The organism is Marinobacterium rhizophilum, assembly GCF_024397915.1.
In the GTDB taxonomy this organism is placed as follows: Bacteria; Pseudomonadota; Gammaproteobacteria; order Pseudomonadales; family Balneatricaceae; genus Marinobacterium_A; species Marinobacterium_A rhizophilum_A.
This window is the reverse complement of record NZ_CP073347.1, coordinates 2,398,526-2,424,277: the sequence shown is the minus strand read 5'-3', so window position 1 is coordinate 2,424,277 and position 25,752 is coordinate 2,398,526. Positions and strand designations below refer to the sequence as shown.

Below are 25,752 nucleotides of genomic sequence, written 5' to 3'. Positions count from 1 at the left end.
CCGATCTCAGGGCCTGAAGGCGTCTTTATACCATAGCGGGGTGGCCGTCGGTGAATTCGATTCGAGTGCAATCACATCAAAGCGACACGGCTGGCTGGCCCGCTGCGGGTACTGGCTCAGGTAATGGTTGGCGGTAAGGATGATTTTTTGCTGCTTGCGGCCGTCGACCGAAGCGGCGGCGCTGGCCAGGCTGCGAGGGCTGCGCTTGCGCACCTCGACGAACACCAGGCATTCGGCATGCTGCATGATGAGGTCGATTTCGCCGAGGCGGCAGCGGTAATTGCGCGTCAGCAGTGACAGGCCCTGCTGTTCCAGCCAGTGCAGGGCCTGATCTTCGGCGAGCTGCCCGCTGGCGCGCCTGTCCATCAGTTGCTCGTCGGTGTCAGCAGGCGGGGGACGCCATTGTCGAACCGGGCCCAAGGCAGATCCCTGGCGATGCGCGAGCCTGCGGTCAGGTAGAGCTGGCCGGTTTCGCCGCTGATGCGTGCCTGGGGGCTGGCCCGCAGCTGCTCCAGGTAGGGGTGCAGCGTGAAGGCGTCGGCCCCCAGAGCGTAGAGGCGGCCAAAGCGGGTGTCGGTATCGTCGCGCTGCTGGCTCATGGCGAGTTTCAGTGTGCTTGGCGGGCCTATGACCCAGGGCAGGTCGCAGAACTGGATGCCGTTCAGGTCAATATCGCTGAGGCTGTTGGGGCTGCCGTTGTACAGGTGTGAAGTGGCATAGACCGGCAGCTCGTCCGCGTAGTTGAAGGCCAGCAGGGGCTTGATCTGGCGAGCGTCTATGGGAAGTGCGCTAAGGAACAGGGCGTCGGCATCGTTGCGCGGCTGGCGCTCGGCCTGGACGCGGTTGCCAACGACCTGGCGCACGCGCCGGGTGCGGGCTTCGCTAAGGTCGATATTCAGCAGCGAGACCACCTGGTCGGCAAGGCCGGCCTGCTCGGCAAAGGTGACGGCACCGACGATCTGGCCGCCGAGGCTTTCGAACTTGTGCACGAAGGCCTGGCCGACGCGCGAGCCCCAGTCGGTTTCTGGAATCATCATCAGCATGCGGCGATTCCCGTCCTGCCAGGCGCGCAGGGCAGCGGCTTCGGCTTCATCCTCGGCGGCAAGGCCCAGTTGGTAGAGGTTGTCCGGCGCCTGGATATTGGAGTTGTTCAGTGCCAGGATCGGCACCGGCAGGGTGTCGGCGAGGGCAAGCTGGTTGACGTAATTCTTGTCCAGCGGGCCGATCACCAGGTCCAGTTGCAGGGTGCGGGTCAGGTTGAGCAGCTGCTCCGGCGTGCTGACCTGGGTTGAATCCAGCAGCTGGATTTCCGGTACTGGCTGGCCTTCGCGCTGGGCCTGGTAGTAGGCCGCCATAAAGCCGTCGCTGATAGCGCTGGCGGCCTTGGCCAGGGGGCCGCTCTGGGGCAGCAGCAGGCCGATGCGGCGGCTGGGCAGGGTGCCTGAATCGAACAGGGTGGCGACGGCCTGGGGCGGAAGCTGCAGTGCCGGGTGGGATTGCCAGAGGGTGCGCCAGGCGTTGAGTCGGCTGTACTGGCTCGCCAGGTCTGTGCTGTTGCGCAGGCTGGTGGCCAGCTCGTACCAGCCCTGTTCGTAATAGGAAGCCTCGCCGGCGCTGATCAGACGGTTCAGCGAGGCGCTGGGCAGCTCGCCCAGCAGTGCCCAGATGCGTTCGTGCAGTGCCTGGCGCAGCTCCGGGTCCTGGCGCAGTTGCGCCACCTTGATCAGTTCCCGCAGTTCGCCCGGGTTGTCCTGCTGCTGCTGGTAGGCCTCTGCGCGCAGCTCGCCCAGCTCAATGGCCTGGGCGGTGGGGAGGGGGTCGCTGCTGGGCATTTCGGCCAGGTAGCGCAGTGCCTGGCCGCTATCCTGACGTTCCAGGGCGGTGCCCGCCTTGAGCTTGGCGATATCGAAGCGCAGGATCGGCGGCAGCAGTGCGGTGTCGATGCGTTCCAGCATGGCGATAGCCTGGTCGCGCTGGTCGATGGCGATCAGCTTGCGGGCGGCTTGCGCGCGCAGCTCGGCGGCGCGGATCGGCTGGGCACGGCTGGCGTCTTCGAGCAGTGCGGCAATGCTGTTCTGCTCGCGTTCGATAGCCGTGGCGGCGGGTGCGGGTGCTCTGGATGTCGGCGTACTGCAGCCAACAAGCAATAAGGCCAGCAGGCTGGCGGTCAGAGACAGGCGCAGCGGATTCGTCATATACTCTGTCACCCCAAAAGACGGATGGATTCACGATGTCGGAAGCGGTTCTGTATGTTGTCGCAACACCCATAGGCAATCTCGCAGACATGACTGCGCGTGCAATAGAGGTGCTGCAGACAGTGTCACTGATCGCGGCGGAAGATACCCGTCACAGTGCACGTTTGATGGCGCACTTTAACATTAAAACGCCCATGATTTCAGTGCATGATCACAACGAACGCCAGCGAATCGAGCAGATCGTTGAGCGCCTGTCTGCCGGTGAAAGCGTTGCGCTGATTTCCGACGCCGGAACGCCGCTGATTTCGGATCCGGGCTTTGTGCTGGTGCGGGCGGTGCGCGAGGCTGGCTTCAGGGTGGTGCCGGTACCCGGCTGCAGTGCGCTGGTGACCGCGCTGTGCGCGGCGGGCCTGCCGTCGGACCGGTTCGTGTTTGAGGGTTTTCTGCCCGCCAAGAGCCTGGCGCGGCGCCAGCGGCTGGACGCGCTGGCGCATGAGGAACGGACCCTGATCTTCTACGAATCGACCCACCGAATTCTGGCGTCGCTGGAAGACATGCAGACCTGCTTTGGGCCTGAGCGCATGGTGGTGGCCGCGCGGGAGCTGACCAAGACCTTCGAAACCGTCAAGGGTGCACCTGTAGCGGAGCTGCTGGAGTGGATGCGTGCGGATGCCAACCAGCAGAAGGGTGAGTTTGTGGTGCTGGTGCAGGGGGCGCCGGCCCGGTCTGACGATGTGGTCAATCTCGAAGCGGTGCGGGTGCTTGACGTGCTGCTGGAGGAGCTGCCGATCAAGCAGGCCGCGGCGCTGGCGGCAAAGCTGACCGGTCTGAAAAAGAACTTCCTGTATCAGATGGCGCTGGAGCGCCGTGACGCCTGAGCCAGGCTGTGGATAAAAGCCCTGCGCTCTTGGCTTGCGCTTTGTGTGGATGCTGGTATTCTTGCGCCCGGATGAGTTCGCCGGACAGTCGCCGCTGCGCTTGCGCAGGGGAGGAAAGTCCGGGCTCCACAGGGCGGAGTGCCAGATAACGTCTGGGCGGCGCAAGCCGACGGCCAGTGCAACAGAGAGTAGACCGCCTAAGTATCTTCGGATGCCGGTAAGGGTGAAAGGGTGCGGTAAGAGCGCACCGCGTGGGTGGCAACATTCCACGGCACGGTAAACCCCACTCGGAGCAAGACCAAATAGGGACCCATCAGGCGCGGCCCGCGCTGGGTCCGGGTAGGTCGCTAAAGGTGTATGGTGACATGCACCGTAGATGAATGACTGTCCTCGACAGAACCCGGCTTACAGGCGAGCTCATCCAACTAATTTGCTCATGCAACAAGCACATTCTGCGTTACTGATTTTTCCGCGTTTTTGTCCTAATTAGCTGATTTCTATATCAGTTATTTTCCAGCCACTTCCGACACCCAGTCAGTGGCTTTAGATTAGCTGATGCGTCCGCTTATCTCCATGGAAGGTGCCACTCCGGCTGCCTTGCATTGCCTGTGGTTAGTTCCTATAGTGTGCGCAAGTGGGGTAAAGTGGGCAGATGTGGGTAATTATGGGAATTTTGTGGTGAAAAGTGCTCTAAGCAGAGGGTGAAAACTCCATGTTTCGTGGTGTGAATCCGATCAATCTCGATGCCAAGGGCCGCATGGCCATACCGGCACGCTATCGCCAGCAGATTCAGGCGGGGTGCGAGGGTTGTCTGGTTGCCACCATTGATACCGAGGAGCGCTGCCTGCTGCTTTACCCCTTGCCCGAGTGGGAGCAGATTCAGCAGAAGATCGAGGCCTTGCCGAGTTTCAATCCGGCTGCGCGACGTATCCAGCGACTGCTGATAGGTCATGCCACTGATCTGGAAATGGATGGCAGCGGTCGGCTGCTGCTGACTGCACCGCTGCGCGAATATGCAGGGCTCGACAAGAAGGTGATATTGCTCGGGCAGGGTCGCAAGTTCGAGATCTGGAGTGAGGATCTCTGGAACGAGACCCGCGAGCAGTATCTGAAAGACGTAGAGGGTGGTATGGCGCTGCCGGATGAATTGCAGACGCTGTCACTGTAAGCCAATTGAGTACAGCAAACAGGTTGTCGAGCGCGAATGATACAGGATTTCAGTCACACCACCGTATTGCTGCACGAGGCCGTCGAGGCGCTGGTGCAGGACCCGGATGCCTTCTATATAGATGGCACCTTTGGGCGAGGCGGTCATAGCGGGCTGATTTTGCAACAGTTGCAGGCCAGCGGCCGCGTGCTGGCGATCGACAAGGATCCCGAGGCGATCACCTATGCCGGTGAGCGTTTTGGTGATGAGCCGCGATTCGAGATCGAGCGCGGCTCCTTCGCGGATATGGATCAGTACGTGCGGGCGCGCAACCTGGCGGGCAAGGTCGGCGGCATCTTGCTGGACCTGGGCGTGAGCTCGCCCCAGCTGGACGATGCGGCGCGAGGCTTCAGCTTTTTGAACGAAGGTCCGCTGGATATGCGGATGAACCCTGATGTGGGCCAGAGCGCGGCGCAATGGATCGCGACGGCCAGCGAAAAGGAAATGGCGGATGTGATTTTCACCTACGGTGAAGAGCGCTTTGCCAGACGTATGGCGCGCGCCATTGTCGCGGCGCGCCAAGAGGTGCAGATCACCACCACGGCGCAGTTGGCCAAAATTATCGCGGAAGCAAACCCGGCCTGGGAGAAGGGGAAAAATCCGGCAACGCGGGCATTTCAAGCTATTCGGATTCATATCAACCGTGAGCTTGAAGATCTGGAACGTTGCCTGGACCAGGCGCTGGACTTGCTGTCGATAGGTGGCCGCCTGGTGGTGATCAGCTTTCATTCACTGGAAGACCGCATCGTTAAACGCTTCATGCGCAAGCATGTGAAGGGTGACGAACACCTGCCCCGGGGAATTCCGGTGACGCAGGATATGCTGAACCAGCGGCTAAAATCGGTGGGCAAGGCCATCAAGGCCAGCCCTGCTGAAGTCGACAAGAACCCCCGTGCACGCAGTGCGGTCATGCGCATAGCGGTGCGCATAAAGTGAAGCTTCCAGCCATGGACTGGCGCCAGTTTCGGCCCCTGAAACGGTTGCGGGCACTGTATCCCGGTGGCGGGGCATCGGCGAAGGCAACCTCTGCCGATGCCCCGCCGCTACGCCTGTTCAGTGCGGCGGAACTGGCGCGTCCGGCAGCGGTGCTGATCGTGCTGGCGCTGTTGCTGGTCGGCAGTGCCATGGCGGTAATCTTCAGCGCCTATCAGTACCGCATTCTGTTCAATCAGCACCAGAACCTGGTTGCCAACTGGGATGAACTCCAGGTGGAATGGGGGCAGCTGGTGCTGGAGGAAAGCGCCTGGGCGGCGAATAATCGTATCGAGCAGATCGCCAGCAAGCGCCTGGCCATGCTGGTGCCCGGCCCCGGCATGATCGAGATAGTGCGCCATGAGCCCTGATCCCGCCAAGGTCGACAACCAGGCTGCCCGAAGCTGGCGCCTGATGCTGCTGTTTGCGCTGCTGGCGGTGATCGCAGCCGCAATCCTATTCAAGCTGTTCTCCCTGTACGGCCAGGACCAGGCCTTTTTACAGAGCCAGGGGGATGCCCGTACCTTGCGGACCATGCTGATCCCGGCGCACCGTGGCCAGATTACCGATCGCAATGGCGAACCCCTGGCGGTGAGTGCGCCCGTGGCGACCATCTGGGCAGATCCTGGCAAGGCGGATCTGAATCACCCGTCCCTCGGGCGCCTGGCCCAGCTGCTGGAGCTGGACCGTGACGAGTTGCTGGGCCGTCTGAACGAGTTCAGATCCCGCCAGTTCATCTACCTGCGTCGCCAGGTGTCGCCGGAGCTGGCGCAGCAGGTCGCGGCGCTGCGGGTGCCGGGCGTGCACGTGGATCGGGAGTACAAGCGCTACTACCCGGCGGCCGAGGTTACCAGCCACCTGGTCGGCTTTACCAACGTAGACGGTGAAGGCCAGGAAGGCATGGAACTGGCCTACAATGACTGGCTGCGCGGCGATCCCGGCAGCAAGCTGGTACTCAAGGATCGCCTGGGCCGTACCATCAAGCACATCCGCTCGGTGGAAGAGCCTGATCCCGGTCGCAACCTGCAGCTGAGCATTGATCTGCGCCTGCAGTACCTGGCGTATCGCGAGCTGAAGGCGGCGGTGCAGGTGCATCAGGCCGACGGTGCGGCGGTGGTGGTGCTCAATGCCCACACCGGCGAAGTGCTGGCCATGGTGAATCAGCCCTCCTATAACCCGAATGATCGCAGCAAGCTCAGCAGCAGCGCGCTGCGCAACCGCGCGCTGACGGACCTGTTCGAGCCGGGCTCGCCGATGAAGTCCCTTACCGTGGCGGCGGCCCTGATGAGTGGGCAGTACGAGGCCGATACGCCGGTGGATGTATCGCCCGGCTATATCCGTCTCAAGGGACACACCATCCGCGACCACCGCAACTACGGTACCCTGGATCTGACGGGCATTATTACCAAGTCCAGCAACGTCGGTGTGACCAAGCTGGCCCTGAGCATGCACGGTGATGCGGTGCGCAACCTGATGACCAATGTGGGCCTCGGGCAGGTGCCTGGGACGGGCTTTCCGGGCGAGCAGTCGGGGTCCCTGCCCTATGTGGCGGAAAAACAGGTGGTTGAGCGGGCGACCATGTCCTACGGCTACGGACTGTCGGTGACCCCGCTGCAGCTGGCCCATGCCTATATCCCCTTTGCTAGCAACGGCCTGATTCGGCCGATATCACTGCTCAAGCAGAGCGAACCTGCCCCCATGACACGGGTAATGCCTGAAAAAGTCGCCAATGAAGTGCTGGCCATGATGGAAACCGTGACCAACAGCGGCGGTACCGGCACCCGGGCCCGGGTGCCGGGCTATCGCATCGCCGGCAAAACCGGCACTACGCACAAGATTGGCAGTGGCGGCTATATCGCCGACCAGTATGTGTCGGTTTTTGCGGGCGTTGCACCGGTGGCAAACCCGGAACTGGTGATGGTGGTGATGGTGGATAATCCCAAGGGGCAGGAATACTTCGGCGGTGAGGTGGCGGCGCCGGTGTTTTCCCGTATTGCGGCCGGTGCATTGCGCCTGCTGAATGTGGCGCCGGATGCCTGGCCGGACCAGAACGACAGCAAGCGGGTGGCAATGAAATAGCATGACTGCAACAGCGCAATGGACATTGCAACAGCTCCTGCCAGAGGCGGTTGACACCCCTCTGGCTTCGCTCGTTATCGGGGGGCTGTCGCAGGACAGCCGTACCCTGGTGCCTGGCGACCTGTTTTTCGCCCGGGCGGGGCTGGCACACCGTGGCCTGGATTTTATTCCGGCAGCCGTCGAAGCTGGCGCCGTTGCCGTGCTGGTGGATGAGACCGAGCGCGCCGCGCTTGCCGATACGGACTTCGGCGTGCCGGTACTGGCGCTGGCTGGCCTGGCGCGGCGAATCGGCCCGCTGGCATCGCTGTTCTATGGCGAACCAAGTCGAGCCATGCTGATGATTGGCATCACCGGCACCAACGGCAAGACCTCCTGCGCGCATTACATTGCCCAGGCGCTGAACCAGGCCGGCCGGCGTACCGCGCTGATTGGTACCGTGGGTAACGGCTTTATCGATGCCCTGGCCCCGGCGAGTCATACCACGCCGGACCCGATCGCGCTGCAACGCCTGCTGGCCGATTTGCGCCGCCAGGGCGCAGATGCCGTGGTGATGGAGGTGTCATCCCATGCGCTGGAGCAGGGGCGCGTCGAGGGTGTCGCCTTTGATGTTGCCGCTTTCAGCAACCTCAGCCGGGATCATCTGGACTACCACGGCTCGATGCAGGCCTACGGTGACGCCAAGGCGCGCCTGCTGGAGTCCATGCAGGTGCCCCTGCTGGCCATCAATGCCGACGACCCCTTTGGCCGCAGCCTGCTTGCACGGCCCTATCCGGATGCCCGCCAGGTACTGGCATTCGGCATGACGGATGACGCCGACCTGTACCCGGTCAGCTATCAGCTCAACAGCCGCGGCATGCAGCTGCAGCTGCACACGACCCTGGGCGAGATGGCAATACAGAACCGCCTGCTGGGGCACTTCAACCTCAGTAATCTGCTGCTCAGTGCCGCGGTGCTGCAGCTGGCGGGGCTCGATGCCGCGCAGTTACAGCAGGGGCTTAACGGCCTGAGCCCGGTGTGCGGTCGGATGGAATGCTTTGGCGGCGGTGAGCTGCCGCTGGTGGTGGTCGACTACGCACATACGCCGGACGCGCTGGAAAAGGCGCTGCAGGCCCTGGTGGAGCATGCCCGGGGCCAGCTCTGGTGCCTGTTTGGCTGTGGCGGTGATCGCGATACCGGCAAGCGCGCGCAAATGGGCGCTGTCGCCTCGGCACTGGCGGATCAGGTGGTGATTACCAGTGACAACCCGCGCACCGAAGCGCCGGAGGTCATTATCGCGATGATTCAGGAGGGCGTCGACAGCGCGCGGCCCTGCAGCGTCGAGCCGGACAGAGCCCTGGCCATCGGCCAGACCCTGGCCCGGGCGTCGGCGGGGGATATCGTGCTGATTGCCGGCAAGGGGCACGAGGACTATCAGGAAATCAATGGCCAGCGCCGCCCGTTCAGCGACCAGCAGGTTGCGCAGCAGGCGCTGGCGGCACGCAAGCAAGGGGCGCAGTCATGATCGGAACTTTCAGTCTTGGCGAACTGGTACAGGTGCTGGACGCGCGGCTTGAGGGTGCCGATGGCACCGGCGTTCGTGTCGGCAGGGTCAGTACGGACACCCGCCGGATTCAGCCAGGCGACCTGTTTGTCGCGCTGCGCGGTGAAAACTTCGATGCCCACGACTTTGTTGACCAGGCCCGGAGTCAGGGGGCCATCGCTGCCGTGGTAGAGCGCCTGTTGCCGCTGGACTTGCCGCAGCTGGTTGTCGCTGATTCACGACTCGCGCTCGGTGCCATTGCACAATACAATCGCACCTTTTTTGCCGGCTCCCTGATCGCGGTCACCGGCAGCAGCGGTAAAACTACCGTTAAGGAAATGCTTGCTACCATACTGTCCGGCGCAGGCCAGACCCTGGCAACCCGGGGCAACCTGAACAATGACATCGGTGTGCCCTTGACCCTGTTTGAGCTCGAACAGCAGCACCGCTATGCCGTGATCGAGATGGGGGCCAGCGGTCCGGGCGAGATCGATTATGTCTGCCGCCTGGCGCGGCCCGATGTGGCGGTGCTGAACAATGCCTTTGGTGCACACCTTGAAGGCTTCGGGTCACTCGAGGGTGTGGTCCGGGCCAAGGGCGAGATTTTCAATGGCCTGAACGCCGGCGGTACGGCGATCGTGAATGCCGATGACCCCCATGCGCATATCTGGCTGCGCCAGCTCGAGGAGCGACGGGTGCTGAGTTTTGGCATTGAACGCAGCGATGTGGATGTCACGGCACAGGGCCTGTTCCTGCAGCCCAGCGGTTGCCATGGTTTTGACCTGGTGCTGGGCGGGCAAAGTGCCGCGGTGCAGCTAAAAGTGCTGGGGCGGCACAACGTGGCCAATGCCCTGGCGGCGGCGGCGGCGGCCTTTGCGGCGGGGCTGGAGCCTAGTCTGATCGTGCGGGGGCTGGAACGCTTCGAAGCGGTGGCAGGGCGCATGAAGCCCCGGTCGGGCGTGGCCGGCTGCCAGGTGATTGATGACAGCTACAACGCCAATCCGGCGTCCGTGAAAGCAGCCATTGATGTCCTGGCGAGCCTGCCGGGCAAGCGGGCTCTGGTGCTCGGTGACATGGCGGAGCTGGGTGCGGATGCCGCGCAGCAGCACGCTGACATTGGTGTCTATGCAGCGGCTGCGGGCCTGGATCACTTCTATGCCACCGGGCCGCTGTGCCGGCATGCGATTGCGGCCTACAGCGCCGAGGCAGGCCTTGATGGGCGGGACTTTGACAGCCGGGCTGAATTGACCGGTGCACTTATTACACTGGCGCATGCGCAGCTGACCCTGCTGATCAAGGGGTCGCGCAGCGCCGCTATGGATCAGGTCGTATCCGGCCTGACGCAAGGGGAATCTCACTAGATGCTGGTTATTTTTGCCGAATTTCTGACACAGTATTTTAAAGGCTTTGCTGTGTTTCAATACATCACGCTGCGCGGCATCCTCGGTGTGCTGACAGCGCTGGCGATCTCGCTGTTTGCGGGCCCGCGCCTGATCAGCTTGCTGAAGAACCGCCAGATCGGCCAGTCCGTGCGCAATGACGGCCCCCAGTCCCACCTGAGCAAGGCCGGCACCCCGACCATGGGCGGCGGCCTGATCCTGCTGGCGATCGGCATCAGTACTTTTTTGTGGAGTGATCTTGGCAACCGTTACGTCTGGATACTGATGGGCGTGACCTTCATCTTCGGCGCCGTGGGCTGGGTTGACGACTGGCGCAAGGTGGTGGAAAAGAATTCCCGTGGCCTGCCGGCACGCTGGAAGTATTTCTGGCAGTCCGTCGGTGGAATCGGGGCTGCGACTGCGCTCTACGTGACCGCCCCCGGCGTGGCTGAAACGACCCTGATCGTGCCCTTTTTCAAGGAAGTGGCGCTGGATCTTGGCATCTTCTTTATCGTTTTCACCTACTTCGTCATTGTCGGCAGTTCCAACGCCGTCAACCTGACCGACGGCCTGGACGGTCTGGCCATCATGCCGACCGTCATGGTCGCCGGCGCCCTGGCGGTCTTTGCCTACCTGACCGGCCACAGCCAGTTCGCCAGCTACCTGAATATTCCCTACATCGCCGGTGCCGGTGAGCTGATTATCTTCTGTGGTGCCATCGTCGGCGCAGGACTCGGGTTTTTGTGGTTTAACACCTACCCGGCCCAGGTGTTCATGGGGGATGTCGGTGCCCTGGCCCTGGGAGCTGCGCTGGGCACCGTGGCGGTCATCGTGCGCCAGGAGCTGGTGCTGGTGATCATGGGGGGCGTTTTCGTGATGGAAACGGTATCGGTGATCCTGCAGGTGGCCTCGTTCAAACTGACGGGCCGGCGCATCTTCCGCATGGCTCCGATCCACCACCATTTCGAACTGAAAGGCTGGCCGGAGCCACGGGTGATCGTGCGCTTCTGGATTATCACCGTGGTGCTGGTACTGATTGGCCTGGCGACGCTGAAGATCAGGTAGCAGGAGCAAGTGGCAAGGCGCAAGTGGCAAGGCGCAAGGTTCAAGATGCAAGGCGCAAGTGGCAAGGACAAGGTTCAAGTGGCAGGGGTATAGATGGTCATGCAAAAGGAAACGGCAGCTAAATGAGTCTGATTTCGAGTGATCGGCTGACAGTGGTGATCGGTCTGGGCAAGACCGGGCTCTCCTGTGCGCGGCATTTGCAGCGCCTGGGCCGTCGCTTTGCGGTCGTGGATACACGTGCAGCGCCGCCGGGCCTCGACGAGTTGCGTGCCTTTGCACCTGATGTCGAGCTGCACTGCGGCGAGCTGGACGGCGACTTCCTGGCCAGGGCTGATGAATTGGTACTGAGCCCGGGGGTTGCCCAGAGTCACCCGGCGATTCGCCAGGCGGTAGACGCCGGCGTGCGGCTGAGCGGTGACATCGACCTGTTCTGCCGTGCCATCAGTGCCCCGGTTATCGCGATCACCGGCTCCAATGCCAAGAGCACCGTGACCACCCTGGTGGGTGATATGGCGGCAGCCGCCGGTATCGATGTGGGCGTGGGGGGCAACCTGGGAACGCCGGTGCTGGACATGCTGGCGGGCGGCGAGCAGGCGTTCTATGTGCTGGAACTGTCGAGCTTTCAGCTGGAAACAACGTCAGACCTGCGGGCCGAAGTGGCCACGGTGCTGAATATCAGCCCCGATCACCTGGATCGCTACGACAGCGTGCAGGATTACTACCGGGCCAAGCACCGCATCTTCCGTGGTGCCCGCAAGGTGGTGGAGAACAGGGACGACCCGCTGACCCATCCGCTGTTGCCCAAGGGCGTGGACACCTGGCTATATCACCTGGGTACGCCTGACCTGAAGCGCTTTGGCCTGTTGCAGGACGAGGCCGGGCAGGATTGGCTGGCCCTGGGGCGCGAGCGGCTGCTGGCGGTGAGCGAATTGCGCATTCGTGGTACCCACAATGTCAGCAATGCCCTGGCGGCGCTGGCCATCGGCCAGGCGGCGGGTCTGCCGATGCCCGCCATGCTGCAGGCGCTGCGCAGCTTTGGCGGTCTCGAACACCGCTGCGAGTGGGTCGCCGATGTCGCCGGTGTGGCCTACGTCAATGACTCCAAGGGCACCAATGTCGGTGCCACGGTGGCGGCACTGAACGGGCTGGGGCCGACCCTGGCGGCGGGCGCCGGCATCGTGCTGATCGCCGGTGGCGACGGCAAGGGCGCCGAGTTTGGCGAACTGGATGAACCGCTTAATCGCTATGCCCGGGCGCTGGTGCTGATCGGCCGCGACGCCGCGCGCATTGATGCCGCCATCAGCACGGTGGAACGGGTGTACGCGACGTCCATGGCGGATGCGGTACAGCAGGCCGCTGCCCTGGCCCGGGCTGGTGATATCGTGCTGCTGTCACCGGCTTGCGCCAGCTTTGACATGTTCAGCGGTTATCCCGAGCGCGGCCGAACCTTCGTTACGGCGGTGAGGGCACTGGCATGCTGATGAAGTACTGGCAGGCGCTGCAACCACAACAGACAGGGACGGTTCCGTTCGACCCCTGGCTGCTGCTGGCTGCCGTCAGCCTGGTACTGACCGGCTTTGTCATGATCACCTCGGCGTCGATGGATGTCGCCGCCGAGCGCTTTGGTGGCGCTTTCTTCTTCAGCGTTCGCCACGGCATCTTCATGGTGCTGGCACTGGTACTGGCGCTGATCGTCTCACGCATCCCGCTGGCCTTCTGGCACCGCCTGGGCCCTGTGCTGTTGCTGGTGGCATTGCTGCTGTTGCTGCTGGTGCTGATTCCCGGGGTGGGTCGCGAGGTGAACGGCAGCCGGCGCTGGATCGGTCTTGGGCCGATCAACCTGCAGGCCTCGGAGATCGCCAAGTTCTTCATGGTGCTCTATCTCAGCGGATACCTGGTGCGGCGCCTGTCCGAGGTACGCAGCCGCTGGACCGGCGTGGCCAAGCCCGCGCTGCCGCTGGGTATTCTGGTATTCCTGCTCATCATGGAGCCGGATTACGGTGCGGCGGTGGTGCTGATGGGTACGGTCATGGGCATGATCTTCCTGGGCGGCATGCGTTTCGGGCAGTTTCTGCTGGTAACCTGCGGCGCCGGTGCACTGATTGCGGTACTGGCGATTGCCCAGCCCTATCGCCTGGAGCGTCTCAAGTCCTTCCAGGACCCCTGGTCCGACCCCTTTGGCGCCGGCTATCAGCTGTCCCAGGCGCAGATCGCCTTTGGCCGCGGCGACTGGTTCGGAACCGGGCTTGGCAGCAGCGTGCAGAAGCTGTTTTACCTGCCCGAGGCCCATACCGATTTCGTGTTCTCGGTGCTGGCGGAAGAATTCGGCCTGATTGGCGCACTGCTGGTGATTGGCCTCTATGTGCTGCTGGTGGCGCGGGTCTTCCTGATCGGGCGTCAGGCCGAAAAGCAGAAAGAGTTTTTCATGGCGTACGCGGCCTACGGCTTCGGCTTTATTTTTGCCGGCCAGGCATTGATCAACATCGGCGTGAATGTCGGCGCGCTGCCCACCAAGGGGCTGACGCTGCCGCTGCTCAGTTACGGTGGCAGCAGTCTGCTGGTGTGCTGCGCCATGATTGCCATCGTGCAACGAATCGATTTTGAACTGAAAACCCAGCGTCTGGCGGTCGAGGCGCAGCGTCCGAGGCGCCGTCGCGCCCGTGCCGGGACACAAGTAGCGGAGTCGGCGACATGACGGCCTGGCAGGGAAAAAAAGTGCTGGTGATGGCCGGCGGAACGGGCGGTCACGTGTTTCCGGCGCTGGCGACGGCCCGGGAACTGCAGCGTGAAGGCGTTCAGGTGGAGTGGCTCGGTACCCAGCGGGGCATCGAGTCGGACCTGGTGCCGGCGGCCGGTATCAAGCTGCATTGCATTGATGTGGCGGGCCTGCGTGGCAAGGGTCGCTTGAGCCTGGCGCTGGCCCCGCTGCGCCTGCTGCGCGCACTCTGGCAGGCCTGGGGCGTGCTGCGCCGGTACAAGCCCGACCTGGTGCTGGGCATGGGTGGTTTTGCCGCGGGCCCCGGCGGCCTGGCGGCGCGCTTGCAGGGGCGCCCGCTGGTGATCCATGAACAGAATGCTATCGCCGGCATGACCAACCGCATTCTGGCGCGCATGGCGACCCGGGTGCTCGAAGCCTTCGGCGGGGCCTTTGGGGCTGGCCGCGATGTCACCCTGACCGGCAACCCTGTGCGGGGTGCCATTCTGGACCTGGCGCCGCCACAGGAGCGGATGCAGGGGCGTACCGGGCCGCTGCGCCTGCTGGTGGTCGGCGGCAGTCTCGGTGCCCGGGCGATCAATACGCTGCTGCCGCGGGTGCTGGCCTCCCTGGCGCCGGAGCAGCGCCCGCTGGTGCGGCACCAGACGGGTAAAAAACTGCTGGACGAAACCCAGGCGCTCTATCGCGACTGTGGTGTCCAGGCCGAGGTGGTTCCCTTTATCGATCGCATGGACGAGGCCTATGGCTGGGCCGATCTGGTGCTGTGCCGGGCCGGCGCCCTGACGGTGAGCGAGCTGTCGATTGCCGGTGTCGCGGCCGTGCTGGTGCCTTTCCCCTACGCGGTGGACGATCACCAGACCGGCAATGCCGGCTACCTGACGGGGCCGGGGGCGGCCCGGCTGATTCAGCAGCGCGACCTGGATGAGGCTGCGCTGAAAAACCTGCTTGATCAGCTAAGCAGCCGGGACACGCTGCTTGGCATGGCAACGATCGCGCGCGCGCAGGGCCGGCCGGACGCCAGCCGGGCCGTGGCGCGCATCTGCCTGGAGACGATGAAATGAGAGACCTGGTGCGCAGGAATCTGACCGTATTGGAAGTGCCTGGCGACGTGGCACGTATCTGCCAGGCAATCGACAAGTGAGTGATCTAATGCACAAGAGCCCGACAGTGTTTGAAGTACCTGGGTCTGTGGCGCGAATCTGCCTGGACAGCATGAAATGAACAAGACGCACAAAAGCCTGACAGCGTTTGAAAGTGAGTAACCAGATGCACAAGAGCCCGACAGTGTTTGAAGTACCTGGGTCTGTGGCGCGAATCTGCCTGGACACCATGAAATGAACAAGACGCACAAAAGCCTGACAGCGTTTGAAAGTGAGTATCCAGATGCACAAGAGCCCGGCAGTGTTTGAAGTACCTGGGTCTGTGGCGCGAATCTGCCTGGACACCATGAAATGAATAAGACGCACAAAAGCCTGACAGCGTTTGAAAGTGAGTAACCAGATGCACAAGAGCCCGACAGTGTTTGAAGTTCCCGAAATGCGGCGTATTCGCAGCATCCATTTTGTCGGCATTGGCGGCGTGGGCATGTGCGGTATCGCCGAAGTGCTGCTCAACCAGGGGTATGCGGTAACCGGCTCCGATATCCGTGTGTCCGCCACCACCGCGCGGCTGGAGTCGCTGGGTGCCGGGATTTTCATCGGCCATGCGGCGGAGCATGTTGAACGGGCCGACGTGGTGGTGACCTCCACCGCGGTGAACGAGCAGAACCCTGAAGTCATGGCGGCGCGCGAACGTCGGGTACCGGTAATTCGCCGCGCCGAAATGCTGGCAGAGCTGATGCGCTATCGCCACGGCATCGCCGTGGCCGGCACCCATGGCAAGACCACCACCACGAGCCTGATCGCGTCGGTGCTGGCCGAGGGTGGGCTGGACCCGACTTTTGTTATTGGTGGCCGTCTCAACAGTGCCGGCACCAACGCCAAGATGGGCGGCAGCCGTTACCTGGTGGCTGAAGCGGATGAAAGCGATGCGTCCTTCCTGCACTTGCAGCCGATGGTGGCGATCGTCACCAATATCGACGCCGATCACATGGACACCTACGAGGGTGACTTCAATCGCCTGAAAAAGACCTTTGTCGATTTCCTGCATAACCTGCCGTTCTACGGTCTGGCGGTGGTCTGCAGCGATGATGAAGTGGTACGTGACATTATTCCCGAGATCGGTCGACCGATGCTGACCTACGGCTTTAACGACGAGGCGGATTACCGCGCTGTCGATGTCCGCCAGAGCGGTATGTGTACCCGTTTTCGGGTGCAGCGCCCGGACGGCCATGCCGACCTTGAAATCAGCCTCAACATGCCGGGCAAGCACAATGTGCTCAACGCCCTGGCGACCATCGCCGTGGCAACGGACGAGGGCATTGGTGATGCCGCCATCTGCCGCGCGCTGGAGCAGTTCGAAGGTGTGGGTCGTCGTTTCCAGGTGCTGGGTGAACTGCCTGTCGATGGCGGCAGCGCCATGCTGGTCGATGACTACGGCCATCACCCGCGGGAAGTGCAAGCCACCATCCGCGCCGTGCGCGATGGCTGGCCCGATCGCCGGCTGGTGATGATCTATCAGCCGCACCGCTACAGCCGTACCCGTGACCTGTACGAGGACTTCGTGCAGGTGCTGACCGAGGTTGACACCCTGCTGCTGATGGAAGTCTATGCCGCCGGTGAAGAGCCCATCACCGGTGCCGACAGCCGCAGCCTGTGCCGCAGTATCCGCCAGCGCGGGCGGGTCGATCCGGTCTATATCGAAAACAACGAGCAGGTGGCCGATGTACTGCGCGATATTCTGCGCCCCGGCGACCTGCTGCTGACCCAGGGGGCGGGCAATATCACGGCCCTGGCCCATGAACTGACTTCTCTGAGTCTGACCCATGACTGACGGGGGAAATACCATGGCAAGCGCTGCCGATTTTCAGATTTCCGCCGCCGAGGCTGCCGGTTTCCGACCTGTCGCGGTGATGTTCCTGGGAGCGGGCAATTCCGCGGGCCAGGCCCATGAACGCACTCTATCGAGCCTGACCCATGACTGACGGGGGAAACACCATGGCAAGCGCTGCCGATTTTCAGATTTCCGCCGCCGAGGCTGCCGGTTTCCGACCTGTCGCGGTGATGTTCCTGGGAGCGGGCAATTCCGCGGGCCAGGCCCATGAACGCACTCTATCGAGCCTGACCCATGACTGACGGGGGAAACACCATGGCAAGCGCTGCCGATTTTCAGATTTCCGCCGTCGAGGCTGCCGGTTTCCGACCTGTCGCGGTGATGTTCCTGGGAGCGGGCAATTCCGCGGGCCAGGCCCATGAACGCACTCTATCGAGCCTGACCCATGACTGACGGGGGAAACACCATGGCAAGCGCTGTCGATTTTCAGATTTCCGCCGCCGAGGCTGCCGGTTTCGGACGTGTCGCGGTAATCATGGGAGGAGATTCCGCCGAGCGCGCGGTGTCGCTGAAAAGCGGTGCTGCGGTGCTGAGCGCCCTGTCCCGTGCCGGCGTCGATGCCTTTGGCATCGATCTCTATGGCGAAAGCCAGGAGCTGTGCCCGGTGACCCAACTGCAGGCACAGCCGATTGATCGGGCCTTTCTGATCCTGCATGGCCGTGGCGGCGAAGACGGCGTGATTCAGGGCGTACTGGAAATGCTCGGCATTCCCTACACCGGCAGCGGCGTTGAGGCCTCTGCACTGGGCATGGACAAGCTGCGCAGCAAGCAGCTGTTCGTCGGCGCCGGCCTGCCCACGGCGCGCTTTGCGGTGCTGTCGTCGGCGGACATGCTGGATGAGGCCGAGCGTCGCCTGGGCTACCCGGTGATGGTCAAGCCGGCTCACGAAGGCTCCAGCATCGGCATGAGCAAGGTGTGTGACCGCGCCCAGTTTGAAAGCGCACTGGGCGAAGCGCTCCGGTATGACCGCAGCGTTATCGCCGAGCAGTGGCTGACCGGTGCCGAATTCACCGTGGCGGTACTGGAGGGTGCGGCACTGCCGGTGATTCGTCTTGAAACACCACACGAATTTTACGACTACGACGCCAAATACCAAGCCAACGACACCCGCTACCTGTTCGAGCATGGTCTGGATGACGACCAGGCGGCGAGCTTGCAGGCACTGGCCTGCGAAGCCTTCGCGGTTATTGGCTGTCGTGGCTGGGGGCGCATCGATGTGATGCAGGATGCCGAGGGCCGCTTCCAGTTGCTGGAAGTCAACACGGCGCCCGGCATGACGGATCACAGCCTGGTGCCCATGGCGGCGCAGCACGCGGGTATCAGCTTTGAGGAGCTGGTGGTGCGAATTCTGCGGAGCGCTGCGTGACAGCGATGGCACAGGGGCGACGGACATCGGCAGTGCCGGTGCCGGATGCCGCTGCGTCCGGAGCCGGGCCTGCAGCGGGCGGGTCCCGCGGGCTGGTCCGGCTGGTACTGATACTGCTGTCGCTGGCGATTTTCGCCGGGCTGTGCAGCGCCCTGGTCCAGCAGGTCTGGCGCTGGCTCGACCAGCCGGTCACCCAGGTGCGGGTGCTGGGCGATGCCCGCCACCTGGACAAGGCGGAGCTGGCCCGGCGGCTCGCGGCGGGGCTGAATGCGCCACTGCTGCAGCTGGACCTGGTGCGGGTGCGCGAGAAGTTGCTGGATGACCCCTGGGTACACGGGGCCAGGATCCGCCGTGACTGGCCGCCGGCGATCGAGGTACAGATTGACGAGGAAGTGCCGGTGGCACGCTGGGGCGACAAGGGGTTGCTGAATCACGAGGGCGACATCTTCTGGCCGCAGCTCAAGCCCGAGTACGAATCCCTGCCGCGGCTCAACGGGCCGGCCAGCGATACCGGGCGGGTGATGGCGCAGTTTCATGATCTCAACCGCATGTTTCAGGGCGCGGGCCTGAAGCTCAGGGGGCTGTCGCTGGAGGCCCGGGGCGCCTGGACGCTGGAGCTGGCCAATGGCATGCGGGTGGTGGTCGGCCGCGAGCGGGTTACGGAGCGGCTGGCACGATTTATTCAGATCTACCCACAGCGGCTTGCCGAGCACGCGGAGCAGATCGAACAGGTAGATATTCGGTATACCAACGGTGTGGCCGTCAAATGGCGTCCCAGGCCGGATACAGATGAGAAAGCGGGTTAGAACTATGTCTGACAGCAACATGATCGTGGTGCTCGATATCGGCACCTCCAAGGTGGTTTGCCTGGTGGGCGAAGTTGGCCCGGACGGACGCATTGAAATTATCGGCGTCGGCTCCCAGCCGTCCCGCGGGCTCAAGCGTGGCGTGGTGGTGAACATTGAATCCACCGTCAGCTCGATTCAGCGGGCGGTGGAAGAGGCCGAGCTGATGGCCGGCTGCAAGATCCATTCGGTCACGGTGGGAATCGCCGGCAGTCATATCAGCAGCATGAACTCCCACGGCATCGTCGCGGTCAAGGACCGGGAAGTGACCGAGCATGACCTCGAGCGGGTGATCGATGCGGCGCGGGCGGTGGCCATCCCGGCGGACCAGAAAATCCTGCATATCCTGCCCCAGGAATACCTGATCGATAACCAGGAGGGCATCCGCGAGCCGCTGGGCATGTCCGGTGTGCGGCTGGAGGCCCGGGTACACCTGGTCAGCGGTGCCATCAACGCGGTGCAGAACATCGAGAAGTGCATTCGTCGCTGCGGCCTGGAAGTCGATCACGTGGTGCTCGAACAGCTGGCCTCGAGCTACGCGGTGCTGACCGACGACGAGAAGGAGCTGGGTGTCTGCATGGTGGATATCGGCGGCGGCACCACCGACATCGCCATCTTTATCGGCGGCTCCATCCGCCATACGGCGGTGATTCCGATCGCCGGTGACCAGGTTACCAACGACATCGCCATGGCGCTGCGCACACCGACGCCCCATGCCGAGCAGATCAAGATCAAGTACGCCTGCGCCCTGGCTCAGCTGGCGGGGGTAAACGAAACCATCAAGGTTCCGAGCGTGGGGGATCGCCCGGCGCGGGACCTGTCCCGCCAGGCCCTGGCCGAAGTCGTGGAGCCGCGCTACGACGAACTGTTTTCGCTGATTCAGGCCGAGCTGCGTCGCAGCGGCTTCGAGGACCTGGTGGCGGCCGGGCTCGTCATGACGGGCGGCAGCGCGAAGATGGAAGGCGCGGTGGAACTGGCCGAGGAAATCTTCCATATGCCGGTGCGCCTGGCGGTACCCAGCGGCGTGTTCGGCATGGAGGACGTGCTGAAAAATCCGATCTATGCCACCGGTACCGGCCTGTTGCACTATGCGCGCCAGGAACACCAGTACCAGGCACCGGCGAACCACTTGCCGGCACTGTCGGCGCGCAGTTCCATGCAGGAGCTGCCGCGGCGAAACCCGGTCCAGATGCCCGCACTGCCGAGTGTCGGGTCCGTGCTGGGCCGCATGAAAACATGGTTTCAGGGAAATTTCTGAGGCGCTGAAGCGGCCTTGGAGTGACAACGATTTTTAGAATTTGACGGTGCCGGAATGTGTAGTTGGCAGGCGCTATAACGGAGGAAGGGGATATGTTTGAATTACTTGATAACGTACCACAAAGCGCAATAATCAAGGTCGTCGGCGTGGGCGGTGGCGGCGGCAATGCTGTGCACCACATGCTGAGCAGTGACGTTGATGGCGTTGAATTTATCTGTGCCAATACCGATGCCCAGGCGCTGAGCAACTCCGCTTCGCGTTCTGTGCTGCAGATTGGCAATGAACTCACCAAGGGCCTGGGCGCCGGGGCGAACCCGGACGTGGGTCGCCAGGCGGCGATCGAAGACCGCGAGCGCATTTGCGAGATGATCCGTGGTGCCGATATGGTGTTCATCACCGCCGGCATGGGCGGTGGCACCGGCACCGGGGCGGCACCGATCGTGGCGGAAGTGGCGCGCGAGCTGGGGATCCTGACGGTGGCGGTGGTGACCAAGCCATTCCCGTTCGAAGGTCGCAAACGCATGAAAATTGCGGAAGAGGGCATTCGTGAACTGCGCGAGTGCGTTGACTCCCTGATTATCATTCCCAACGAAAAGCTGATGCAGGTGCTGGGTCGCAACTGCAGCCTGCTGAATGCCTTCAACACGGCAAACGATGTGCTCAAGGGCGCCGTGCAGGGTATTGCCGATCTGATCACCCGCCCGGGCATGATCAACGTCGACTTCGCGGACGTGCGTACCGTGATGTCCGAAATGGGCATGGCGATGATGGGCACCGGTATTGCCCGCGGTGAAGACCGTGCAACGCTGGCGGCGGAAGCGGCCATCAAGAGCCCGCTGCTGGAAGATGTGGATCTCAAGGGTGCCAGCGGCATTCTGGTCAACATCACCGCCGGTCTGGACCTGAGCCTGGGCGAGTTTACCGAAGTGGGCAATATCGTCGAGGAGTACGCCTCCGATAACGCCACTATCGTGGTGGGCACCGTTATCGACCCGGAGATGACCGATGATCTCAAGGTGACCGTGGTTGCGACCGGACTGGACAAGCGCCCGGAAGAAATCCGCGTTGTCAGCAGCAACAGCAACTACAAGCCCGATGGCGGCCTGAACATGCAGGAGATCGAGTTGCCGACCGTTCTGCGTCGCAAGCGCCAGGAAGCCATGCTGGATGAGCCGGTTGCACCGGCGGATGCGGAGTCGCCGCGGGCGTCCCTGCGCCAGGGTGGGAATAACCCCCAGGGCGAATATGGCGCACTGGATATCCCGACCTTCCTGCGCCGTCAGGCGGACTGATGCGGGCTGTTCCGGCCGGGCGCCTGAGGCCCGGCCCGGTTTGCGCCGCTCTGCGCGCCTTTGTTACTATTCGCCGCCTAAACGGGCGGCACCGGGTGTGGTTAACGGCATGATCAGACAGCGTACTTTGAAGAACAGCATCAAGGCGACGGGGATCGGGCTGCACACCGGGGAAAAGGTGTACCTGACGCTCAGGCCTGCGCCGGCCGACTCCGGTATTCGCTTTCGCCGCGTCGACCTGGAGCCTGCGGTGGAAATTCAGGCCCGGGCGGACCTGGTGGTGGATACCACGCTGTCGAGCAACCTGTCGCAAAACGGTGCCCGGGTGGCGACGGTGGAACATCTGATGTCGGCCCTGGCGGGCCTGGGTATCGACAACGCCTGGGTGGAGCTGAGTGCCGAAGAAGTGCCGATCATGGATGGCAGCGCCGCGCCCTTTGTGTTCCTGATCCAGTCCGCCGGTATCCTGGAACAGGATGCGCCCAAGCAGTTTATCCGCATCACGCGCGAGGTCAGTTTTAGCGCCGACGACAAGGTGGCGACCTTCAGGCCGTTTGACGGCTTCAAGGTGGGCTTTACCATCGAGTTCGATCATCCGGCGTTCAGTGATCGCAATATGGAAGCCTGCCTGGATTTCTCCAGCACCAGCTTCGTGCGTGAAGTGAGCCGGGCCCGGACCTTCGGTTTCATGCGTGATATCGAGTACCTGCGCTCGAAGAACCTGGCGCTGGGCGGCAGTTTTGACAATGCCATCGTGGTCGATGAACACCGTATTCTGAACACCGAAGGCCTGCGCTACGACGACGAATTCGTCAAGCACAAGATTCTGGACGCGGTGGGCGATCTCTACCTGGCGGGCAAGAGCCTGATCGGTGAGTTTGTCGGGCACAAGTCGGGGCATTACCTGAACAACATGCTGGTGCGCAAGCTGCTGGAAACCCCGGATGCCTGGGAGATCGTCACCTTCGAGGATGATAGTGTCCAGGCGCCGATCGCCTACGCCAAGGCGGCCCGGGCCGTTTGATTTCCACGCCTCTTTTGCCGTTTGCACACAGTCAGGCCGGGCTTTTGCCCGGCCTGACTGCGTTTGGGCGAGACGGATTGCGGGCTGTCGCAAAATAATTACGTTTAAAATTCTACTCGGCGCCCCAATATGGGTAGAATGTCGAGTTGTTTTTCGTGGCACGCGCGTAAAAGTCTTTGTATTCAACTGGTTGAAATTCGGATTATGCTGACATCACTATTGAAGAAGGTTTTCGGGAGCAAGAACGACCGGGAACTCAAGCGCATGGGCAAGATCGTCGAACAGGTCAACGCGTTTGAGCCCGAAATGGAACCGCTCAGTGACGAGGACCTGCGTGGGCTGACCGTCACTTTTCGCCAGCGCCTCGATCAGGGCGAAAGTCTGGAACAGGTGCTGCCCCAGGCCTTTGCGGTCGTGCGTGAAGTGTCGAAGCGTACCCTGGGCCTGCGTCACTTCGATGTGCAGATGGTTGGCGGTATTGCCCTGCATGAGGGCAAGGTGGCCGAAATGCGCACCGGTGAGGGCAAGACGCTGGTGGCAACGCTCGCGGTCTACCTCAACGCGCTCAGCGGCAAGGGCGTGCACGTGGTCACGGTCAACGACTACCTGGCACGCCGCGACGCCGACTGGATGCGCCCGCTCTATGAAGGTCTGGGGTTGAGTGTCGGTGTGGTGCTGTCGGGGCAGGATCAGCAGGTCAAGCGTGATGCCTATGCCAGCGATATTACCTACGGCACCAACAACGAATTCGGTTTCGACTATCTGCGCGACAACATGGCCTTCAGCCTGGCCGACAAGGTGCAGCGTGACTTCAACTTCGCCGTGGTCGATGAGGTCGACTCCATCCTGATCGACGAGGCCCGTACACCGCTGATCATCTCCGGCCCCGCCGAAGACAGCTCGGCGATGTACCGCAAGATCAATACCCTGATTCCCGAGCTCAAGCGCTTTGAAGGCGAGATCGACCCCAAGGACGATACCCAGGTTATCAGCGAGCATTTTGCCGTTGACGAGAAAAACCGCACCGTTGAGCTGACCGAAGCCGGTCATCAGCGGGTCGAGGAAATTCTGGTCAGCAACAATTTGCTGGGCGAGGGCGAAAGCCTGTATGCGCCGGGTAACCTGAGCCTGCTGCACCACGTGCTGGCAGCCCTGCGGGCGCACAACCTGTTCCAGCGCGATATCGACTACATCGTGCAGGACAACCAGGTGGTCATCGTCGACGAGCACACTGGCCGCATCATGCCGGGGCGCCGCTGGTCCGAGGGGCTGCACCAGGCGGTGGAAGCCAAGGAAGGGGTTCAGGTTCAGCTCGAAAGCCAGACCCTGGCCTCCACCACCTTCCAGAACTACTTCCGTCTGTACGACAAGCTCGCCGGCATGACCGGTACCGCCGATACCGAAGCCTTCGAGCTGAACCAGATCTACGGCCTCGATGTGGTGGTGATCCCGACCAACCGCGCCGTCTCCCGCGTGGATCAGAACGATATCGTCTTCCTCACCATGGAAGAGAAGTACGAAGCCATTATCGAGGAAATCAAGTCGTGCCAGGAAAAGGGTCAGCCCGTGCTGGTGGGTACGGCATCGATCGAGTCGTCCGAGCTGATATCGACCCTGCTCAACAAGCAGAGCCTCAAGCACAGCGTACTTAACGCCAAGAACCACGCCATGGAAGCCGGCATCATTGCTGACGCCGGGCGTCCCGGTGCGGTGACCATCGCCACCAACATGGCCGGTCGTGGTACCGACATCATGCTCGGTGGCAAGCTGGACGTGGAAATCGCGGCGCTGGAAAACCCGACGGATGCGCAGCTGGCGGCGGTAAAGTCGGCCTGGCAGGCGCGCCACAACCAGGTGGTCGAGGCCGGTGGCCTGCACATCCTGGGTACCGAACGTCACGAATCCCGTCGCATCGACAATCAGCTGCGTGGCCGTGCCGGTCGCCAGGGTGACCCGGGCTCCTCCCGTTTCTTCCTGTCTTTGGAAGATGACCTGATGCGCATCTTTGCCTCCGAGCGCGTGCGCCAGTTCATGCAGGCGCTGGGCATGGAACGGGGTGAGGCGATCGAGCACAAGATGGTCAGCAACGCCATCGAGAAGGCTCAGCGCAAGGTGGAAGGCCGCAACTTCGATATCCGCAAATCCCTGCTGGAATACGATGATGTCGCCAACGATCAGCGCAGCGTGATCTACCGTCAGCGCAACGAACTGATGGCCAGCGATGATATCTCCGATATCGTGGCCGAGGTGCGGGCCGAGGTGGTGGATGGCGCTATCAGTGAATACATAGCGCCGCAAAGCCTGGCGGAGCAGTGGGATGTCGAGGGGCTGGAGAAATCCCTGCAAAGCGAGTTTGCCATAGCGCTGCCGCTGCAGCAGTGGCTGGACGAAGACGACGGCCTGCATGAAGAGGGTCTGCGCGAGAAAATCATTAACGCGATCAACGAAAGCTACCGTCAGAAGGAAGCGTTGGTGGGCGCCGAGGGCATGCGCACCTTCGAGAAGCAGGTCATGCTGCAGGTGCTGGATACGCTCTGGAAAGAACACCTGCAAACCATGGACCAGCTGCGCCAGGGCATTCACCTGCGCGGCTATGCACAGAAAAACCCGAAGCAGGAATACAAGCGCGAGGCTTTCCAGCTGTTTCAGGAGCTGCTTGATCATATCAAGCGCGATCTGGTCAAGGTGCTGAGCCACGTGCAGGTACGCCAGCCCGAGGAAGTGGAAGTGGTTGAACAGCAGCGCCGCGAGCAGGCGCAGCGCCAGCAGATGAACTACCAGCATGACGCCAGCAGTGCCATGCAGGAAGAGCCGCAGCCGCAGGGTGCTGAAACTGCAGCCCGGGAGCAGGATGAAGCCCAGGTCGAGACCTTCGTGCGCGATGCCCCCAAGGTTGGGCGCAATGATCCCTGCCCCTGTGGTTCGGGCAAGAAATTCAAGCAGTGTCACGGTCAGTTGAGCTAAGC

General features: G+C 62.6%; 23 protein-coding genes and 1 other RNA gene. 22 read left to right on the top strand and 2 right to left on the bottom strand.

The window, feature by feature from the left end; all coding sequences use genetic code 11:
* Positions 1-6 precede the first annotated feature (6 nt).
* Positions 7-366 (bottom strand): YraN family protein, encoded by a 360-nt coding sequence (locus tag KDW95_RS10955; RefSeq protein ID WP_255856302.1) that lies wholly within the window; start codon positions 364-366, stop codon positions 7-9.
* On the bottom strand, positions 366-2,195 hold the full coding sequence (locus KDW95_RS10950) for a penicillin-binding protein activator (RefSeq protein ID WP_255856301.1): 1,830 nt from the start codon (positions 2,193-2,195) through the stop codon (positions 366-368). Before KDW95_RS10950 ends, KDW95_RS10955 begins: the two co-directional genes overlap by 1 nt.
* Before the next feature lie 35 nt (positions 2,196-2,230).
* Between KDW95_RS10950 and rsmI the strand changes: the two genes are divergently transcribed.
* The 22 genes from rsmI to secA all read left to right on the top strand — a co-directional run bounded on the left by rsmI (position 2,231) and on the right by secA (position 25,750).
* Positions 2,231-3,073 carry a 16S rRNA (cytidine(1402)-2'-O)-methyltransferase gene (rsmI, locus tag KDW95_RS10945; protein ID WP_255856300.1) on the top strand — a complete coding sequence of 281 codons (843 nt, stop codon included), beginning with the start codon at positions 2,231-2,233 and terminating at the stop codon, positions 3,071-3,073.
* Positions 3,074-3,145: 72 nt separating this feature from the next.
* An RNA gene (gene rnpB / locus KDW95_RS10940) (RNase P RNA component class A) lies at positions 3,146-3,497 on the top strand.
* 288 nt (positions 3,498-3,785) lie between these two features.
* Complete coding sequence (mraZ, locus tag KDW95_RS10935) at positions 3,786-4,241, top strand: division/cell wall cluster transcriptional repressor MraZ (protein WP_255856299.1); 456 nt, start codon at positions 3,786-3,788, stop codon at positions 4,239-4,241.
* Positions 4,242-4,277: 36 nt separating this feature from the next.
* Positions 4,278-5,216: a 16S rRNA (cytosine(1402)-N(4))-methyltransferase RsmH gene (gene rsmH, locus KDW95_RS10930; protein WP_255856298.1), complete on the top strand. Its 939-nt coding sequence runs from the start codon at positions 4,278-4,280 to the stop codon at positions 5,214-5,216.
* Positions 5,213-5,623, top strand: coding sequence for a cell division protein FtsL (gene ftsL / locus KDW95_RS10925; RefSeq protein WP_255856297.1), 411 nt, complete (start codon positions 5,213-5,215; stop codon positions 5,621-5,623). Before rsmH ends, ftsL begins: the two co-directional genes overlap by 4 nt.
* Entirely contained in the window at positions 5,613-7,331 is a 1,719-nt protein-coding gene (locus KDW95_RS10920; protein ID WP_255856296.1) for a peptidoglycan D,D-transpeptidase FtsI family protein, read from the top strand. The genes ftsL and KDW95_RS10920 overlap by 11 nt, the downstream gene beginning before the upstream one ends.
* Before the next feature lies 1 nt (position 7,332).
* Complete coding sequence (locus KDW95_RS10915) at positions 7,333-8,832, top strand: UDP-N-acetylmuramoyl-L-alanyl-D-glutamate--2,6-diaminopimelate ligase (RefSeq protein WP_255856295.1); 1,500 nt, start codon at positions 7,333-7,335, stop codon at positions 8,830-8,832.
* Positions 8,829-10,211, top strand: coding sequence for a UDP-N-acetylmuramoyl-tripeptide--D-alanyl-D-alanine ligase (locus KDW95_RS10910; protein WP_255856294.1), 1,383 nt, complete (start codon positions 8,829-8,831; stop codon positions 10,209-10,211). The genes KDW95_RS10915 and KDW95_RS10910 overlap by 4 nt, the downstream gene beginning before the upstream one ends.
* Entirely contained in the window at positions 10,212-11,294 is a 1,083-nt protein-coding gene (gene mraY, locus KDW95_RS10905; RefSeq protein WP_255856293.1) for a phospho-N-acetylmuramoyl-pentapeptide-transferase, read from the top strand.
* Between the two features lie 122 nt (positions 11,295-11,416).
* On the top strand, positions 11,417-12,775 hold the full coding sequence (murD, locus tag KDW95_RS10900; protein WP_255856292.1) for a UDP-N-acetylmuramoyl-L-alanine--D-glutamate ligase: 1,359 nt from the start codon (positions 11,417-11,419) through the stop codon (positions 12,773-12,775).
* Positions 12,769-13,989, top strand: coding sequence for a putative lipid II flippase FtsW (gene ftsW / locus KDW95_RS10895; RefSeq protein WP_255856291.1), 1,221 nt, complete (start codon positions 12,769-12,771; stop codon positions 13,987-13,989). The genes murD and ftsW overlap by 7 nt, the downstream gene beginning before the upstream one ends.
* Entirely contained in the window at positions 13,986-15,071 is a 1,086-nt protein-coding gene (murG, locus tag KDW95_RS10890) for an undecaprenyldiphospho-muramoylpentapeptide beta-N-acetylglucosaminyltransferase (RefSeq protein ID WP_255856290.1), read from the top strand. The genes ftsW and murG overlap by 4 nt, the downstream gene beginning before the upstream one ends.
* A gap of 439 nt (positions 15,072-15,510) precedes the next feature.
* On the top strand, positions 15,511-16,941 hold the full coding sequence (murC, locus tag KDW95_RS10885) for a UDP-N-acetylmuramate--L-alanine ligase (protein ID WP_255856289.1): 1,431 nt from the start codon (positions 15,511-15,513) through the stop codon (positions 16,939-16,941).
* Complete coding sequence (locus tag KDW95_RS10880) at positions 16,934-17,092, top strand: hypothetical protein (protein WP_255856288.1); 159 nt, start codon at positions 16,934-16,936, stop codon at positions 17,090-17,092. The genes murC and KDW95_RS10880 overlap by 8 nt, the downstream gene beginning before the upstream one ends.
* Complete coding sequence (locus KDW95_RS10875; protein WP_255856288.1) at positions 17,085-17,243, top strand: hypothetical protein; 159 nt, start codon at positions 17,085-17,087, stop codon at positions 17,241-17,243. The genes KDW95_RS10880 and KDW95_RS10875 overlap by 8 nt, the downstream gene beginning before the upstream one ends.
* Positions 17,236-17,394, top strand: coding sequence for a hypothetical protein (locus tag KDW95_RS10870; RefSeq protein WP_255856287.1), 159 nt, complete (start codon positions 17,236-17,238; stop codon positions 17,392-17,394). Before KDW95_RS10875 ends, KDW95_RS10870 begins: the two co-directional genes overlap by 8 nt.
* Positions 17,387-18,367 carry a D-alanine--D-alanine ligase gene (locus KDW95_RS10865; RefSeq protein ID WP_304941583.1) on the top strand — a complete coding sequence of 327 codons (981 nt, stop codon included), beginning with the start codon at positions 17,387-17,389 and terminating at the stop codon, positions 18,365-18,367. Before KDW95_RS10870 ends, KDW95_RS10865 begins: the two co-directional genes overlap by 8 nt.
* 5 nt (positions 18,368-18,372) lie before the next feature.
* Positions 18,373-19,173, top strand: coding sequence for a cell division protein FtsQ/DivIB (locus tag KDW95_RS10860; protein ID WP_255856499.1), 801 nt, complete (start codon positions 18,373-18,375; stop codon positions 19,171-19,173).
* Positions 19,174-19,177: 4 nt separating this feature from the next.
* Complete coding sequence (ftsA, locus tag KDW95_RS10855) at positions 19,178-20,470, top strand: cell division protein FtsA (RefSeq protein ID WP_255856286.1); 1,293 nt, start codon at positions 19,178-19,180, stop codon at positions 20,468-20,470.
* A 92-nt stretch (positions 20,471-20,562) separates the two neighbouring features.
* Complete coding sequence (gene ftsZ, locus KDW95_RS10850) at positions 20,563-21,762, top strand: cell division protein FtsZ (RefSeq protein WP_255856285.1); 1,200 nt, start codon at positions 20,563-20,565, stop codon at positions 21,760-21,762.
* A gap of 109 nt (positions 21,763-21,871) precedes the next feature.
* Complete coding sequence (gene lpxC, locus KDW95_RS10845; RefSeq protein ID WP_255856284.1) at positions 21,872-22,786, top strand: UDP-3-O-acyl-N-acetylglucosamine deacetylase; 915 nt, start codon at positions 21,872-21,874, stop codon at positions 22,784-22,786.
* A gap of 204 nt (positions 22,787-22,990) precedes the next feature.
* On the top strand, positions 22,991-25,750 hold the full coding sequence (gene secA / locus KDW95_RS10840; protein ID WP_255856283.1) for a preprotein translocase subunit SecA: 2,760 nt from the start codon (positions 22,991-22,993) through the stop codon (positions 25,748-25,750).
* Positions 25,751-25,752: the final 2 nt, after the last annotated feature.